The sequence below is a fragment of the Streptomyces sp. NPDC046716 genome (assembly GCF_040645755.1).
Classification (GTDB): domain Bacteria; phylum Actinomycetota; class Actinomycetes; order Streptomycetales; family Streptomycetaceae; genus Streptomyces.
This window is the reverse complement of sequence record NZ_JBEYYU010000002.1, coordinates 104,165-118,331: the sequence shown is the minus strand read 5'-3', so window position 1 is coordinate 118,331 and position 14,167 is coordinate 104,165. Positions and strand designations below refer to the sequence as shown.

Below are 14,167 nucleotides of genomic sequence, written 5' to 3'. Positions count from 1 at the left end.
CAGCTCGTTCAGGGGGCCGCAGATGTCAAAATCGGATAACGGGTGACCGCGATCGGCCAACAGGCCCGCGCATCACGGTGCACAGGGCCGACATCATCTGCGGACGTATCACCCATCGGCCGGAGGATCTCCTGCGAACCGGCCCCTGTCTCACTATTCGGGCGGATGTGGGGCCCTGTTGGAGCGCCGCTCGAGACGGTGTCCACTTATGTGGCTATGAGTCATGTCACCGCCGCGTGATCGATCACGAATGGGGTCGTCCGCGGCACGCTCCGTCAGGTAAGAAGGTTCTTTACACCCCTCATCCGGGGCTCAGGGCGCGCGTGCGGCGCGCCCGTCGTGCACGTACCCGCGCAGCCGGCCACAAACGGGCCCGGCTGGGACGTGCACGGTGCCCGACCGCCCCTCAACCAGGAGCGGACCCACCCTCAACTGAAGCAATAAGACTTAAGGGGTCAGACAAGTGGCAGCGGAGATCGTCAATCCTCGCAGCGACGCGAATATCGGCAACGAAGGCGCTGACGAGCCCTTCGATCCGGCCTTCGCACTGCACCGTGGCGGCAAGATGGCCGTGCAGGCCACCGTGCCGATCCGCGACAAGGACGACCTGTCCCTGGCGTACACGCCCGGCGTCGCGAAGGTGTGCAGCGCGATCGCCGAGCAGCCGGAGCTCGTCCACGACTACACGTGGAAGTCCAGCGTCGTGGCCGTCGTGACGGACGGTACGGCCGTGCTCGGACTCGGGGACATCGGCCCCGAGGCCTCCCTCCCGGTGATGGAGGGCAAGGCCATTCTCTTCAAGCAGTTCGGCGGCGTGGACGCCGTGCCGATCGCGCTCGCGACGACGGACGTCGACGAGATCGTCGACACCGTCGTGCGCCTCGCGCCGTCCTTCGGCGGCGTCAACCTGGAGGACATCTCGGCGCCGCGCTGCTTCGAGATCGAGCGCAAGCTCCAGGAGAAGCTGGACATCCCGGTCTTCCACGACGACCAGCACGGCACCGCCGTCGTGACGCTGGCCGCGCTGAAGAACGCGGCCCGGCTCAGCGGGCGCACGCTCGGCGAGCTGCGCGCGGTGATCAGCGGCGCCGGTGCGGCGGGTGTCGCCATCGCGAAGTTCCTCCTCGAGGCGGGCCTCGGCGACGTCGCGGTCACCGACCGCAAGGGCATCGTCAGCCGGGACCGCGAGGACCTCACGCCGGTCAAGCGCGAGCTGGCCGAGATCACCAACAAGGCGGGTCTGTCCGGTTCGCTGGAGGACGCCCTCGCGGGCGCCGACGTCTACATCGGCGTCTCCGGCGGTACGGTCCCGGAGCCGGCGGTCGCCTCCATGGCGCCGGGCGCCTTCGTCTTCGCGATGGCCAATCCGACCCCCGAGGTGCACCCCGACGTCGCCCACAAGTACGCGGCCGTGGTCGCGACCGGGCGCTCGGACTTCCCGAACCAGATCAACAACGTCCTGGCGTTCCCCGGCATCTTCGCGGGCGCGCTCCAGGTCCGGGCCTCCCGGATCACCGAGACGATGAAGATCGCCGCCGCGGAGGCGCTGGCCGCCGTGGTCGGGGACGACCTGACGGCCGAGTACGTGATTCCGTCGCCGTTCGACGAGCGGGTGGCGCCGGCCGTCACCGCCGCCGTCGCGGCCGCGGCGCGGGCCGAGGGCGTCGCCCGGCGCTAGCCGAGCACGGTCCAGGCCCCGCCCCTTCGGGCGGGGCCTTTTCCGTGCCGTGCGCCAGAGGACGTGTGTCACAGGCGCGGAAGGTTCCCCGGCCCTGGCCGGGCGCCTATCGTCAAGGTCATGTTCGCCGCCTACGCAGCCCGAATCGACCGTGATCAGCCGCTGAACGGCCTGGAGTTGGGGGAGCGGCCCGCCCCCGAGAACCGGCCGGGCTGGACCACCGTGAACGTCAAGGCCGCCTCCCTCAACCATCACGACCTGTGGTCCCTGCGCGGGGTCGGGCTCGGCGAGGAGGCGCTGCCGATGATCCTCGGCTGCGACGCCGCCGGGATCGACAGCGACGGCAACGAGGTCGTCCTGCACTCCGTCATCGGCGAGTCCGGCCACGGCGTCGGGCCGCGCGAGCGCCGCTCCATCCTCACCGAGAAGTACCAGGGCACGTTCGCCGAGCAGGTCACCGTGCCCGAGTGGAACGTGCTGCCCAAGCCCAGGGAGCTCTCCTTCGAGGAGGCCGCCTGCCTGCCCACCGCCTGGCTGACCGCCTACCGGATGCTGTTCACCAACGCCGGTGTGCGCCCGGGCGACTCGGTGCTCGTGCAGGGTGCGGGCGGCGGTGTCGCGACCGCCGCGATCGCCCTCGGCAAGGCCGCGGGACTGCGGGTCTTCGCCACCAGCCGGGACGAGGCCAAGCGCAAGCGGGCCCTGGAGCTGGGCGCCGTCGAGGCCGTGGAGTCCGGCGCGCGGCTGCCGCAGCGGGTGGACGCCGTGATCGAGACGGTGGGCGCCGCGACCTGGTCGCACTCCGTCAAGTCCCTCAAGCCGGGCGGCACCCTGGTGATCTCCGGCGCCACGAGCGGGCCCAACCCGCCGGCCACCGAGCTGAACCGCATCTTCTTCCTGGAGCTCAAGGTCGTCGGCTCGACGATGGGCTCCAAGGACGAGCTGGAGGACCTGCTCTCCTTCTGCGCGGCCACCGGTGTGCGGCCCGTCGTCGACGAGGTGCTGCCGCTGGACCGGGCCCGGGAAGGGTTCACGAAGATGGCGGGCGGCGAGCTGTTCGGCAAGGTCGTCCTCAGCGTCTGAGAGGCCGTCGCCGAGGTCGAAGTCGTACGAGGTCGAAGTCGCACGAGGTCGAAGTCGCACGAGGTCGAAGGGCGCCCCGGGTTCGGGGCGCCCTTTTCACTTGCCCGGAACCCGCCCCGTCTGTCAATCATGGTTGACGCCATCCGCATGTCAACCTACATTGACACCATGACCGAGGCAACGGATCTCGCCGAGCAGGCGGGCGCCCGCGACCCACGCGTGGGACTGCGGGCGGTCGCCGCGCTGCGGCGGCTGCTCGAGCAACTGGAAGCGGTACAGGTGCGCAGTGCGCGCAATCAGGGCTGGTCGTGGCAGGACATCGCGGCCGAGCTGGGAGTCAGCCGACAGGCCGTGCACAAGAAGTACGGGAGGCGATGATGTTCGAACGGTTCACCGAGGCGGCCAGGACCGTCGTCAAGGAAGCGGTCGTGCACGCGGAGCGTGAGCGGGCCGAGGGGGTCGACGAGGGCCATCTGCTCCTCGCCCTGCTGGAGCGGCGCGGCAGCCGGGGCGCGTTCGTCCTCGACGCGCTCGGGCTCGCCGACGAGGCGCGCCGCGCGGAGATCGGGCGGGCGGTCGGGGTCGCCCGGCGCCGTGCGGGGCTCTCCCAGGCCGACGCCGAGGCCCTTGCCGGGCTGGGGATCGACGTCGACGAGATCGTCGCGCGGGTCGAGGAGGCCCATGGCGTCGGGGCGTTGGCCGGTGGACGGCGGGTCGGTGGGCGCCGGCCCTTCACGCGGGAGGCCAAGAAGGTGCTGGAGGGGTCCTTGCGGGTCGCGCTCCAGCACGGGGAACGGGCCATCGGGGATGAGCATCTGCTGCTCTCGCTGGTGTCCCGGGGTGGCAGTACCGCCTCCGATGTGCTTCAGGGATACGGGGTGGACGCCGGGGCCGTGGAGCGGGTGCTGTACGGGGGTGACGGGCGGCGGGCCGCCGGGTGATGTCCGGGTGAGCCGGGCCGGTTGCGCGGGGCCGGTTGTGCGGGGTCGGGCGGGTGCCCCGCGCCTCGGCCGAGGTCACGGGGCCCCGCCCCGGGCCCCGCTCCTCAATCGCCGGAGGGGCTTGAGTGCGGGCCCGAGGTCTTCTCCGGGCTCAGCGTCGCCGCGATGTGTGCCGCCGCCTTCGCCAAATGGTCCCGCGTCGAACGGAGCTGGTCCTCCGTGATGCCCCGGTCGCGGGCCCTGTCGCGGATGTCGTCGCGGAAGCGGTCCAGGAGACGGTCCAGGTCGCGGGAGGGGTCGCCGGTCGACTCCTCCGTGGCCCAGGACGGGACGTAGTCGGCCGGGACCGCGTCCGACGCGGGGCGGAACTCGGGCTCGGGCGCCGGCGGTGTGCGCGGGGTGTCCTTGCCGAAGCTCTTGCCGAACTCGCCGAACTCCTTCGCCAGTTCGGACAGGCCCTCGCGGACACCCGTCGGCCAGTCACCGCGCGTGAAGTGGTCCTGCACCTGGTCCTGGACGCGCCGGGCCATGCGCTGGAACTCCTCCTGCGCCTGCTCCCGCACCCGGTCCTGCGCCTCCTTGGCCTGGCGGCGCGCCCGCTGGGCCTCGTCACGGGCCCGCCGGCTCTCGTCCTTCGCGCGCCGCGCCTGCTCCTTCCACTCCTGCTTGGCCCGGCGCATCTCCTCCTTGGCGGCCCGCCAGGACTCCTTGTCCGTGAGGTCCGTGAGGTCCTTGAGATCGCCCAGGTCGCCCAGATCACCGAGGTCGCCCAGCTTGCCGAAGGTGCCGCTCCGGGCGCGGGTGCCGGCCGCGGCGGCCCGCACCTCGCGGCGGAGCTCGCCCGCCGCACCCCGGACGTCGTCGCGGATCTCGGCCGCCAGCTCGGCGACCGACTCGCGGATCTCCAGCTCCAGATCGGCCAACTCGCCGCTGCGGTCCGCCAGTTCGGCCCGGCCCGCGTCCGTGATCGCGTACACCTTGCGGCCGCCCTCGGTGGTGTGGGTGACCAGGCCCTCGCTCTCCAGCTTCGCCAGGCGCGGATAGACCGTGCCCGCCGACGGCGCGTACAGCCCCTGGAAGCGCTCCTCGAGGAGGCGGATCACCTCGTACCCGTGGCGGGGGGCCTCGTCGAGCAGCTTGAGGAGATAGAGCCGGAGGCGCCCATGGGCGAAGACGGGAGACATGTCAGAGCACCTTCTTGTCGGCCTTGTCGGCGGGGCTGTCCTGCGGGGCGTCGTGCGGCTCCATGTCCGACGGGTCGTCCTCGCCCGGTGGCCTGCGCAGCAGCGCGATGGAGCCGGACACCGTCGTCGCCCGCAGTTTCCCCGAACCCGCGCCGAGCCGACCGCTGATCTTGTGTGCGCCCCACTGGCCGGAGACCCGGAGGCCGTCGAAGGCGTTCGACATCGCTCCGCTCGCCGTGTTCGCCTCGACGTCGGTGTCCGCCGGGTGCGGGATACGGATGGCGATCTCGCCGGAGACGCTGGTGAGCGCCACGTCCGTGGGGCCCGCCGGGTCCAGGTCCACGATCATCGAACCGCTCACGGTGTCCGCCTTCACGAGGGGCCCCGAACCCTCGACGACGGTCAGGTCCCCCGAGACCGAATTGAACCGGAGGTCGCCGGTGACCGCCTGTGCCTCGACGCTGCCGGAGACCGTGCTGGTGCGGACCGGGCCGGTGACGCCCACCAGGGTCGTGTCGCCGGTGACCCCCTTCACCTCCGTGCGCCCCGCCATGCCCGAGACGACCGCGGCCGCGCCGACCACGCCGACCTCTACCCGGGTCCCCGTCGGAACCGCGAGCGAGACGACCGCGCTGCGCCGGAAGCCCTTGTGGTCCAGCCACTTCAGGAAGCCCTTCCAGGGCAGGTCGTCGTACGCGACCGAGAGCACGCCGCCCTCCTGGCTCACGCGCAGCGGAGATCCCTCCAGGTCCGAGACCTCCAGGCGGGCGGAGCCCTCGTCGGTGCCCATCACGTTCACCGTGCCGTTCACGATGCGGACGTTCAGGGTCGTGACCGGATCATCGAAGACGAGCTTCTGCGGTTCCGCGACGGACCACTCGGACATGGCGCGACCTCCTTCGGGGCGAGTACGGGCATACGCGGGCGTGTGCGAGAGAGTGCGGACCGACGCCGGGCCGACACGCCATATCGCGTTCCCCGAAAACACGATATATCGCGGGTGGGGAAAGTCAAGACTGTCGCGATCGTCCGTCTCGCGACCGCACGCGCGAAGGCGGTCATTTGTGGTCCATACCGGGTGAATTGCCCTAGCGTGGGGCCATGCCGTCCTCCGAACCCGCCGGCGCCCTGCTGCTGTGCCGCGCCGAACCAGCCGTCGTCGGACCCGCCGCGCAGCTCCTGCGCGAGCGGATGGTGCTGGCCCGGGCCGGAAGCGAGTGGAGCGTCCTCGTACCCGAGACGAAACCCTGGCTGACCGACGAGGAGTCCGTCGAGCAGGTGCTCGGCGGCTGGGCCGGAGCGCTCGCCGTCGGCGCGCCCTGGCCGGTGCTCGCCCTGTGGTGGGACGCCGACCGCGGCGGCTTCACGCTCGCCTCCGGCTTCCGCCGCCCGGTCGGCTACGTCTGGCTGGCCAACGGCACCCCGGTCGGCGAACACGAGGCCCTGCGCACCTTCGCCGCCCGCCTCGGCCTCGACCCCGTACTCGACATGCAGTCCCTGGAAGCCCTCGCCCTGCCCGACTCCGAGGCCGACGCGAGAGCCCGGCTGCGCGGTCTGCTCGCCGTCCTCACCCGCGCCGGGCTCACCCTCCCCGCCGGGCTGAGCCCCGGAGAGCCCGCCGACCGGCTGCGCGAGGTCGCCCGCGTCCAGCCGGGCGCGGAGCAGGTCGACTGGACGGGTTGGCGGGACGCCGTGCACGCGGAGCTCGACGTCGTGGAGAGCAGCAGCATCGGGCCCTGGCTGCGCGGCCCCAGGGCCCGATGCCTGGCCGCGGCACAGCTCGCCGCCGGAGTGCCGCTCGCCTTCCACGGCCTGCGCCGGCGCAGCCCCGGCTGGGCGACCGCCGGGGCGATCCTGCTCGCCCACGGCGCGCTCGGCTTCGTCTACGACCGGGTGCGCGCCGCCCGTTCCTGACGGACGGGCGGGCTACTCGTCCTCGTCGTCCTCGTCGTCGAGCCGCGCCAGCCAGGTCGCCAGACGCTCCACCGGAACCTCGAAGTCCGGGTTCAGGTCGACGAACGTCCGCAGCTGCTCGGCGAGCCACTCGAACGTGACCTCCTCCTCGCCGCGCCGCTTCTCCAGCTCTTCGATGCCACGGTCGGTGAAGTACATGGGTCGAGTCTCTCCCGGATGCCTCGTGCAGATGGTTCTCGGCCAGCCTACGTAGAGTGCCGGACGCTTGGCCGGATATGGCCCCAGCAGGGCTCGCCCGCAACCGCGACGCCGCTTAACCTCGTCGCAGTTCACGACGTGCACACATCAGGCGGCAGGGGACGGGGGAGCGGTGGGCGCGATACAGGAGATCAGACTGCCGGACGGAACGGTCGTGCACGCACGGCTGAGCGCCTCCGAGGCGTACGGCGGTGACGACCAGGACATCGGCGTCGTCGACGGCGTCGTGGCCAAGGTCGAGCAGCTCGGCGAGCTGGTGCAGGGCGTGGGGCAGTCCGTGCTCGCCGCGGCCCGCGCCGCCCGCCCCGACACCGCCACGATCACCTTCGGCGTGGAGCTGACGGCCAAGTCCGGCGGAGCCCTCGCCGTCCTGGCCTCCGGCGAGGCGAAGGCCTCCATCCAGGTCACGCTCGGCTGGTCCTTCGCGGGGAACGGCACCGCTGCCGGATCGGCGTGATGATCGAGGCAGGCTCCCGCCTCGACTCACTCGCCCGTGCCGCCACCGTCCATCTGCTCCCCGCCGGGGTGGACGGGCCCGTGCAGTGGGGCAGCGGCTTCTTCGTGGCGCCGGGGCTCGTGGTGACCGCCGCCCATGTGCTGCGCCCCTACCTCGCGAAGCGGCAGGGCCTGCAGTTCGCGGTGCGCGGGGACGGGTTCCACGACGGCATCCCGGTCGCCGCCCGCCTGGAGAGCTGGCTGGTGCGCGATCCGGCCCGCGAGTCCGTGCCGGCCGACCAGGATCTCGCCCTCGTCCGGCTGCTCGACCCGGACGTGGAGCACGAGTGCCTGTGGCTGGTGGATCGCGCCGTCGAGTACACGGGACCGCTGCGCGTGTACGGATACCGGCCCGACGAGTCGGCCTCCGGCAGGCGCGTCGTGCCGTGGAGCGTCGATGCCGAGATCAATGTGGTGGACGGCGCGAGCGGGCTGCGCTTCAAGCCCGACGCCGATTTCCCCTCGGGTGTTTCCGGAGGCCCGCTGATCGACGCGGACACCGGTGCCGTCGTCGGTGTCGTCAAGTCCCGGCGCACCCAGAGGGACGGCGGGGCGGCCGTCTCCTCGCTCGCGCTGCGCGAGTTCGGGTCGCGCTACCGGAAACTGGTCGAGGACCACGACCGCTGGCACGGTTCGATGCCCTGCTCCGCCGACACCGGCGACAATTGGGTCGACCTGCAGTCCACCGAGCTCGGGCCGGTCCCGCAGTGGACGCCGGCCGACCGGCGCAAGGCCCTCGACCTGCTGGCCCGGGTCCCGGCTCCGTCCGACGCCCACGCGGTGCGCAAGCTCGCACTCGTGGCGCGCAGCGGCTCCCGCTGGCCGGGCGGGGACCCGGCCGTGTGCAGCTGGCGCGACGGTCACGGACTGCTCTACGAGGGCCGTCTGCCGCTGTCGCCCCTGACGTTCCTGCGCTACCTCGCCCTGGTCGGCGCGTACGCCTCCGTGCGGGGGGCGGACACGACCCCTCTGGACGCCTGGGTGAAGGAGCGGCTCCGCGCTCACCCGGACCGTTCGATGCACGCCCTCGTGACCGACGCCCGCCTCCCGGACGAACTGCGGCCCGCGCGGGACGAGCCCGCGCGCGTCACCGTGCCCTATCCTGCGCCCGGCGACGGCAGCACAGTGGTCACCGTCGTCCTCGACCCGGTCATCGGCGCCGTTCCCACCCGCTTCTTCTGGCAGATCTGGGTCGACGACGGCACCGGCGAGCCGCTCCTCGCCGCCGCGGACGGGTCCGCGGAGGGGTTGCCGTCGCATGAGCTGGCCCAGGTGCTGGGGGTGCCGCTGGCCCGTGTGTTCCGCTCCGGCGACCGTGAAGGACGACCCGCCCCGCTCGAAGTCGCCCTGCCCGTCGAGGAGTTCGACACGGAGGTGCACCGCTGGCGGTTCGCCACCGTGGCCGCGCTCGACGACCACCAGTACCTCGGTGCCCAGCGCCAGGTCGTCCTGCGCGATCTGGCACGGCGGCTCGAACCCGGCAATGAGGTGTGGACCGCCCGCTGGCGGGGGCTGCGCGACGCCACCGCCCTGACCGCCCACCGAGCGCCGGAGCACGGCCGGACGCCGCAGGCCGCCCGCTACGCCAAACTGCCCGCCACGCATGTGCCCGTGCTGTGCCGCCCGGCGGGCCGGGGCCTCGGCCGGCAGACGATGACCGCGATCCTCGAAGGCGGCCACCCCGTCGTCCTGTGGCACATCGACGGGCACACGGGGCGCGGCTGCGACGAGGCCTGCGAGGAGCTGCACCAGCGCGCGACGGACCTCATCGGCCGCGTCGGCTCGGTCGCCGAACTCCCCGACAGCGTCCGGGTCGTCCGTGAGGAGATCAGCTCCCACCGCGCGGACCGGCGCTGGGCGGAGCCCCTGGCGCTGCTGTACGACGATCCCGACCGGCCGGTCCCGGGCGGCGATCTCGACGTGGTGGACGCGCCCCAATGAGCGCCGGGCGGAACAACCACGCGTCCAACTCCCGGCCGGAAAGCAGCGGTTGGATGCGCGGTGTTGGGTACATTCCCAAGGGCCCGTCGCGTGGGAACGCTGCCTCCGTCGGCCATGACGTGGCATTCCACCGACCGTCGACGAGGAGCGCACCATGACCGAATGGTTCGTCTACGAGGGCGACGGCAGGCCGGATCCGGACAAGATCCGTCGGCTTCCGGACCCTCCGCCGTGGCGTGCCTTCGACGCTGAACCGGTGGCGTACGACGTGCCCGACGTCGACTCGGCGACCCTGCGCAGACTCGGCGCCACCACGGTCCCCCTGCCCGTCCAGGACGAGCGGGCGCTGCATCTGGTCAATGCGGCCCTGTATCTGCGCCGCCCCATGCTCGTGACCGGCGACCCGGGCGCGGGCAAGTCGACCCTCGCGCACGCGCTCGCGTACGAACTCGGCCTCGGGCGCGTCCTGGAGTGGCCGGTCGTCAGCCGCAGCGAACTCAAGGACGGCCTCTACACGTACGACGCGATCGGCCGCCTGCACGACGCCCAGCTCGACCGGGGCGACGCCGGGACCTCGTCCGAGGACATCGGCCGTTACATCAAGCTGGGCCCCCTCGGAACGGCACTGATCGCGGCCGACCGGCCCCGCGTGCTGCTCATCGACGAGCTGGACAAGAGCGACATCGACCTGCCGAACGACCTTCTCAATGTCCTGGAGGAGGGCCGGTTCGCCATCCCGGAGCTGGAGCGCATCGCCGACCGCGCACCGGAGGTCCTCGTCCTCACCGACGACGGGCGCCGGGTGAAGGTCACCGGCGGAGTGGTCCGCTGCCGTGCGTTTCCCGTCGTCGTGCTCACCAGCAACCGCGAGCGGGAGTTCCCCGCGCCCCTGCTGCGCCGCTGCATCACGCTGGACCTGCAGTCCCCACGCGACCAGAGGCTCGCCGCGCTCGTCCAGGCCCACTTCGGTGAGGGCGCCTACGAGGCCCATCACGACATCGTCGAACTGTTCACCGAGACCGAGACGGACGGCGCGATGCGCCCCACCGACCAGCTGCTCAACGCGATCTTCCTCACCCAGTACACGGCCCGCGAGCAGACCCCCGCACGGCGTGCGGAGACCGCCGGACTGCTGATGAGGCCGCTCGACCACGGGACACGATGACCCGTGTCCGCAGCCCGCGCGTCCCACGACCCCGGTGAGCCAAGCCGTGCGGGCACGCTGCTCACCGCGTTCGCGGGGCGGCTGCGGGAGGCGGAGCTCGACCCGGGCGTCGAGGAGCTGGCGGACGCGATGTGGCTCGCCGGATACCTGGACCCCGGCACGCCGGGCGTCGCAGGCCTTGCCGCGGGGCCCCCGGCGCCGTCAGGGCCGGAGCCGCCACCGGTGGCCGCGCCGATCTCCCTGCCCGATCCCTCGCGGCAGCAGCCTTCCGCGGCCCCCACCGGACTCGATGTGGCTGGACGCCTGTTCGTGCCCTCGGGCGACGACCGACAGCCGCACGGGTTGCGTGCCGTCCCGGTCCGGGTGCCGGCCCCGCCCGTGCTGCCCGACCCCGTGGGGCTCCAGCGCGGCCTGCGCCCTCTGCAGCGCTACCGGGCACCGGTCCGGCCGGCCGCCCGGCTGCTCGACGAGCAGGCCACGGCCGAACTCGCGGCCCGGTCCGGCGGGTTGGTGATCCCCGTGCTCGCCCCGCGGCGGCGCAGGGAGGCCCGCCTCCTGCTCCTCATGGATCTGTCGACGTCCACCGTCGTCTGGCGGGAGGCCCTCGACGAGCTGCGCCTCGTGTGCGAGCGCGCGGGCGCCTTTCGCGAAGTGCAGGTCCAGTACCTGCACGAGGACGAGGACGGTTGCCCGGGCACCGCCGCGGCCGTCGGCAACGCCGGCCGGCTGCGTGACCCCGCCCAGCTCACCGACCCCACAGGACGCCAGCTCATCATGGTGCTCAGCGACTGCGCGGGCCCCATGTGGCGCAGCGGCCGCATGCAGCGACTGCTGCACCGCTGGGCGCGCTCCGCGCCGGTGGCCGTCGTCCAGCCGCTCCCACAGGTCATGTGGGAGCGGACTCACCTTCCCGCCCGCCGCGGCGTGCTGCATCGCCGCGAAGGCCCCGCGGGACGCCTGGAGTTCACACCGGACCGCGGCCGTCCCGTGCCGGACGCGCTGCCCGTGCCGGTGCTCGCCTTGCGCCGCTCCTCCGTCGAGGGCTGGGCCGGGCTGATGGCGGGGTCGACCGGGCGGGCACTGCGCACCGCCGCCGGCTGGGTCGGCGCCGCTCACCCCGCCTCGTCGAGCCCGGTCCGCGCGCACCAGGAGGTCCCGGCGAGAGACCGGGTCCGTACGTTCCTGCGCCGGGCCACACCGCCCGCGCGCAAGCTCGCCCTCAGCCTCTCCGTGGTACCGCTGTACCTGCCGGTGATGCGCCTCGTCCAGCACGCGATGCTCGCCGGAAGCGGGCCGGACGTCCTGGCGGAGGTGTTGCTGAGCGGGCTGTTGCGGCGACGCGGCGACGCCGACGACCCGGAGGAGGTGCGCTACGAGTTCCTGCCGGACATCGCCCCCGAACTGCGTCGGCACGTCGACCCGCAGGAAGCGGAGCTGCTGCTCAAGCACTGCTCGGAGTACGTGGCCCGCAACTTCGGCCGCACCGCCCGCAACTTCCCGGCGCTCGCGGCCGCCTATCTGCGCGGCACGGTCCCGGCACCGGGTCCCGACGCCTCCCTGGAGCCCCTGGCCCAGGGCCGCGAGGAGCCGCCGGGCCTGCGGGCCTTCGCGGAGGTCTCCCTGGAGGTGCTGCGGGACCTGGCGCCCCGGGTGCCGCTCCCGGCCGGAGCCGGGGCGGGCGGAGACGCCCCGCTGGGGTACACCGAGCTGGTGCGGCGCGGGCTGACCGCCGAGAAGACGTACGCACGCGAGGGGAACGTACGGGAGCTGGAGCGGGCCGTCGAGCTGTACCGGGAGGCGGGACGGGCCGCGGGCACACAGGACGAGCGGTCCCACGCCGCGGAGTCGCTGGGAAGCGCACTGCTGCGACAGGCCATGGCCGGGGCGCCGCCGGAGAGCCTGCTGGAGGCGCTGGAGGCGCTGCGCGGGGCACCGTCGCTCTCGCCGCGCGGTCTCGTGGCGCTGGGACGGACCCTGGTGCAGCTGGCGGCGGCCGTGGACCATCGGGAGCTGTCGTTCGACCGTCTCCCCCTCCCCTTGCGGGACTGGGCGCAGGCGCAGGCCACGGACGAGACCCCGGCCGAGGAGTGGGCCGTGGCCGAACTGCTGCATCAGGGAGCCGGTGAACTCACGGCCCTGGCGGAGGAGGACCCCGAGGACGGGGAGTTTCCGGTGCTCCTGCTCGCTGCCACGCGCCAGCTCCTCGCCTACTACTACCGTGTCACGCGGCCGGACGGCCACTTCCGGGCGGCCCGCCCCCGTGACTGGTTCACCGGCCAGCTGGAGCTGGGTCTCGCCGCGCTGGAGATGCTGCCCGATGACACGTCCGCGCATCGCGTGCGGGCCGAACTCCGTCTCGCCCTCGCCAAGTTCTACGACGGACGCCTGCTCGGCGATGTCACACGGGACGAGGACGACCACGCGCGCGCGCTGCTGAACGCCGGCCTGGCGCAGGCCCAGTTCGAGATCTTCCTGGAGAAGTCCACCGATCCCGACGCCGAGGCCTGCCTGGGGCTGGCCGCCGCGCTGGGGATCCTGGGGGAGGACCCCGCCGCTGTCGTCGCGGCCCTGGACGAGGCACTCGCCGCCGCGGCGGAAGCCTCCCCGGAGCGCTTCGAGGCGCTGACGCGCACCGCCGAGTTCTGGGACGAGCGGTACCGGGACAGCGGAGAGCGGGACGACATCGACCGCGCCGTCGACGCGTGGGAGCGGGCCCTCCAGCCGCTGGGACCCGACGACGAGAAGCGGGCCGAGACGCTCACCCACCACGGGCGCGCGCTGCTCGAACGGGCGATGCTCCCGGACACATCCGCCGAGGACAGCCACCTCGCCGTGCAGGCACTGCGGGAAGCGGTCGACGCGACACCGGGCGGCCACCGGCTGCTGCCGTACCGCCGGATCGTTCTGGCCCGCGCCTGCATCACCCGGTTCCAGGGACAGGGTGTGTCGAGCGACCTGCACGAGGCCGACTGGATACTCGCCGAGGCGGCGCGCGAGTCCGACGACCCGGCGGAACTCGTGCTGATCTGGTTCCTGCGGTCCGTGGGCACCCGGCTGCTCGCGGACCGCACCGCGCGCCGGGACCTGCTGCACGTGGCGCTCCAGCACATCGAGACGGCCCTGGAGACCGCTGCCGAGTCCGGGCACGACTGGCTCGGCGACATGCACGGCGCCCGCGCCGACCTGCTGTCCGCCCTCGACCGCCCCGGCGAAGCCGTGACCGCCTACCGCGCGGCCCTCTCGCTGACGGCGGATGCCGGCGATCGCGCGCACCTGGAGGCACGCATCGCCGAGCTCGAGGCGGCCCCCGAGTGACGCCCACCCCACCGCACGGGCCGGACGACACCCCGCTGCCCGAGTTCAGGCTCCCCGCGCGCAGCGACCACCCGGTCCTCAGTGCCGTACTGGACGAACTGCGGCTGCGCGCTGTCGACCCCGAGCCGGTCGTGGCCCACTACGAGGACGCGCCGTGACCGCGGCCGCCGGGCGGACGCCGCGGCATCCGCGC

13 protein-coding genes are annotated in these 14,167 nt (G+C 73.0%); 10 read left to right on the top strand and 3 right to left on the bottom strand.

Translation table 11 applies throughout. The features are described from left to right. Nucleotides 1–463: 463 nt before the first annotated feature. From ABZ930_RS02025 to ABZ930_RS02010, 4 genes are all read left to right on the top strand, one after another. Nucleotides 464–1,678, top strand: a complete 1,215-nt coding sequence (locus ABZ930_RS02025) for an NADP-dependent malic enzyme (protein ID WP_361539902.1) — start codon at nucleotides 464–466, stop codon at nucleotides 1,676–1,678. Between the two features lie 120 nt (nucleotides 1,679–1,798). Continuing rightward, a complete protein-coding gene (locus tag ABZ930_RS02020) occupies nucleotides 1,799–2,761 on the top strand; it encodes a zinc-binding dehydrogenase (RefSeq protein WP_361539899.1) in 963 nt (320 codons plus the stop codon). A gap of 168 nt (nucleotides 2,762–2,929) precedes the next feature. After that, on the top strand, nucleotides 2,930–3,139 hold the full coding sequence (locus tag ABZ930_RS02015; protein WP_111666484.1) for a helix-turn-helix domain-containing protein: 210 nt from the start codon (nucleotides 2,930–2,932) through the stop codon (nucleotides 3,137–3,139). After that, entirely contained in the window at nucleotides 3,139–3,702 is a 564-nt protein-coding gene (locus tag ABZ930_RS02010; protein ID WP_361540362.1) for a Clp protease N-terminal domain-containing protein, read from the top strand. Before ABZ930_RS02015 ends, ABZ930_RS02010 begins: the two co-directional genes overlap by 1 nt. 104 nt (nucleotides 3,703–3,806) lie before the next feature. Here ABZ930_RS02010 and ABZ930_RS02005 read toward each other — a convergent pair whose 3' ends face one another. Further along, nucleotides 3,807–4,886 (bottom strand): helix-turn-helix transcriptional regulator, encoded by a 1,080-nt coding sequence (locus ABZ930_RS02005; protein ID WP_361539896.1) that lies wholly within the window; start codon nucleotides 4,884–4,886, stop codon nucleotides 3,807–3,809. Between the two features lies 1 nt (nucleotide 4,887). Beyond that, the gene (locus ABZ930_RS02000) at nucleotides 4,888–5,772 is read right to left on the bottom strand and encodes a DUF4097 family beta strand repeat-containing protein (RefSeq protein ID WP_361539894.1); all 885 of its coding nucleotides are present in this window, start codon (nucleotides 5,770–5,772) and stop codon (nucleotides 4,888–4,890) included. Between the two features lie 215 nt (nucleotides 5,773–5,987). Between ABZ930_RS02000 and ABZ930_RS01995 the strand changes: the two genes are divergently transcribed. Continuing rightward, nucleotides 5,988–6,800, top strand: coding sequence for a hypothetical protein (locus ABZ930_RS01995; RefSeq protein WP_361539892.1), 813 nt, complete (start codon nucleotides 5,988–5,990; stop codon nucleotides 6,798–6,800). Between the two features lie 12 nt (nucleotides 6,801–6,812). On the opposite strand, the gene ABZ930_RS01990 is transcribed toward ABZ930_RS01995, so the two are convergent. Continuing rightward, nucleotides 6,813–6,998 carry a DUF6104 family protein gene (locus tag ABZ930_RS01990; RefSeq protein WP_010061466.1) on the bottom strand — a complete coding sequence of 62 codons (186 nt, stop codon included), beginning with the start codon at nucleotides 6,996–6,998 and terminating at the stop codon, nucleotides 6,813–6,815. 172 nt (nucleotides 6,999–7,170) lie between these two features. Here ABZ930_RS01990 and ABZ930_RS01985 point away from each other — a divergent pair, with 172 nt between their 5' ends. The 5 genes from ABZ930_RS01985 to ABZ930_RS01965 all read left to right on the top strand — a co-directional run bounded on the left by ABZ930_RS01985 (nucleotide 7,171) and on the right by ABZ930_RS01965 (nucleotide 14,132). Further along, entirely contained in the window at nucleotides 7,171–7,515 is a 345-nt protein-coding gene (locus tag ABZ930_RS01985) for a CU044_2847 family protein (protein WP_361539889.1), read from the top strand. Continuing rightward, on the top strand, nucleotides 7,515–9,494 hold the full coding sequence (locus ABZ930_RS01980; protein WP_361539886.1) for a trypsin-like peptidase domain-containing protein: 1,980 nt from the start codon (nucleotides 7,515–7,517) through the stop codon (nucleotides 9,492–9,494). Before ABZ930_RS01985 ends, ABZ930_RS01980 begins: the two co-directional genes overlap by 1 nt. Before the next feature lie 154 nt (nucleotides 9,495–9,648). Then, entirely contained in the window at nucleotides 9,649–10,659 is a 1,011-nt protein-coding gene (locus ABZ930_RS01975; protein WP_361539883.1) for a MoxR family ATPase, read from the top strand. A 3-nt stretch (nucleotides 10,660–10,662) separates the two neighbouring features. Then, nucleotides 10,663–13,974, top strand: a complete 3,312-nt coding sequence (locus ABZ930_RS01970) for an SAV_2336 N-terminal domain-related protein (RefSeq protein ID WP_361539880.1) — start codon at nucleotides 10,663–10,665, stop codon at nucleotides 13,972–13,974. Next, on the top strand, nucleotides 13,971–14,132 hold the full coding sequence (locus ABZ930_RS01965; protein WP_361539878.1) for a hypothetical protein: 162 nt from the start codon (nucleotides 13,971–13,973) through the stop codon (nucleotides 14,130–14,132). Before ABZ930_RS01970 ends, ABZ930_RS01965 begins: the two co-directional genes overlap by 4 nt. The last annotated feature ends 35 nt before the right edge of the window (nucleotides 14,133–14,167 follow it).

Bases quoted from the DNA above. Each gene is read 5' to 3' on its own strand.
- ABZ930_RS02020 (WP_361539899.1), top strand. From the start codon at position 1,799: ATGTTCGCCGCCTACGCAGCCCGAATCGACCGTGATCAGCCGCTGAAC.
- ABZ930_RS02015 (WP_111666484.1), top strand. From the start codon at position 2,930: ATGACCGAGGCAACGGATCTCGCCGAGCAGGCGGGCGCCCGCGACCCA.
- ABZ930_RS02010 (WP_361540362.1), top strand. From the start codon at position 3,139: ATGTTCGAACGGTTCACCGAGGCGGCCAGGACCGTCGTCAAGGAAGCG.
- ABZ930_RS02005 (WP_361539896.1), bottom strand. From the start codon at position 4,886: ATGTCTCCCGTCTTCGCCCATGGGCGCCTCCGGCTCTATCTCCTCAAG.
- ABZ930_RS02000 (WP_361539894.1), bottom strand. From the start codon at position 5,772: ATGTCCGAGTGGTCCGTCGCGGAACCGCAGAAGCTCGTCTTCGATGAT.
- ABZ930_RS01995 (WP_361539892.1), top strand. From the start codon at position 5,988: ATGCCGTCCTCCGAACCCGCCGGCGCCCTGCTGCTGTGCCGCGCCGAA.
- ABZ930_RS01990 (WP_010061466.1), bottom strand. From the start codon at position 6,998: ATGTACTTCACCGACCGTGGCATCGAAGAGCTGGAGAAGCGGCGCGGC.
- ABZ930_RS01980 (WP_361539886.1), top strand. From the start codon at position 7,515: ATGATCGAGGCAGGCTCCCGCCTCGACTCACTCGCCCGTGCCGCCACC.
- ABZ930_RS01975 (WP_361539883.1), top strand. From the start codon at position 9,649: ATGACCGAATGGTTCGTCTACGAGGGCGACGGCAGGCCGGATCCGGAC.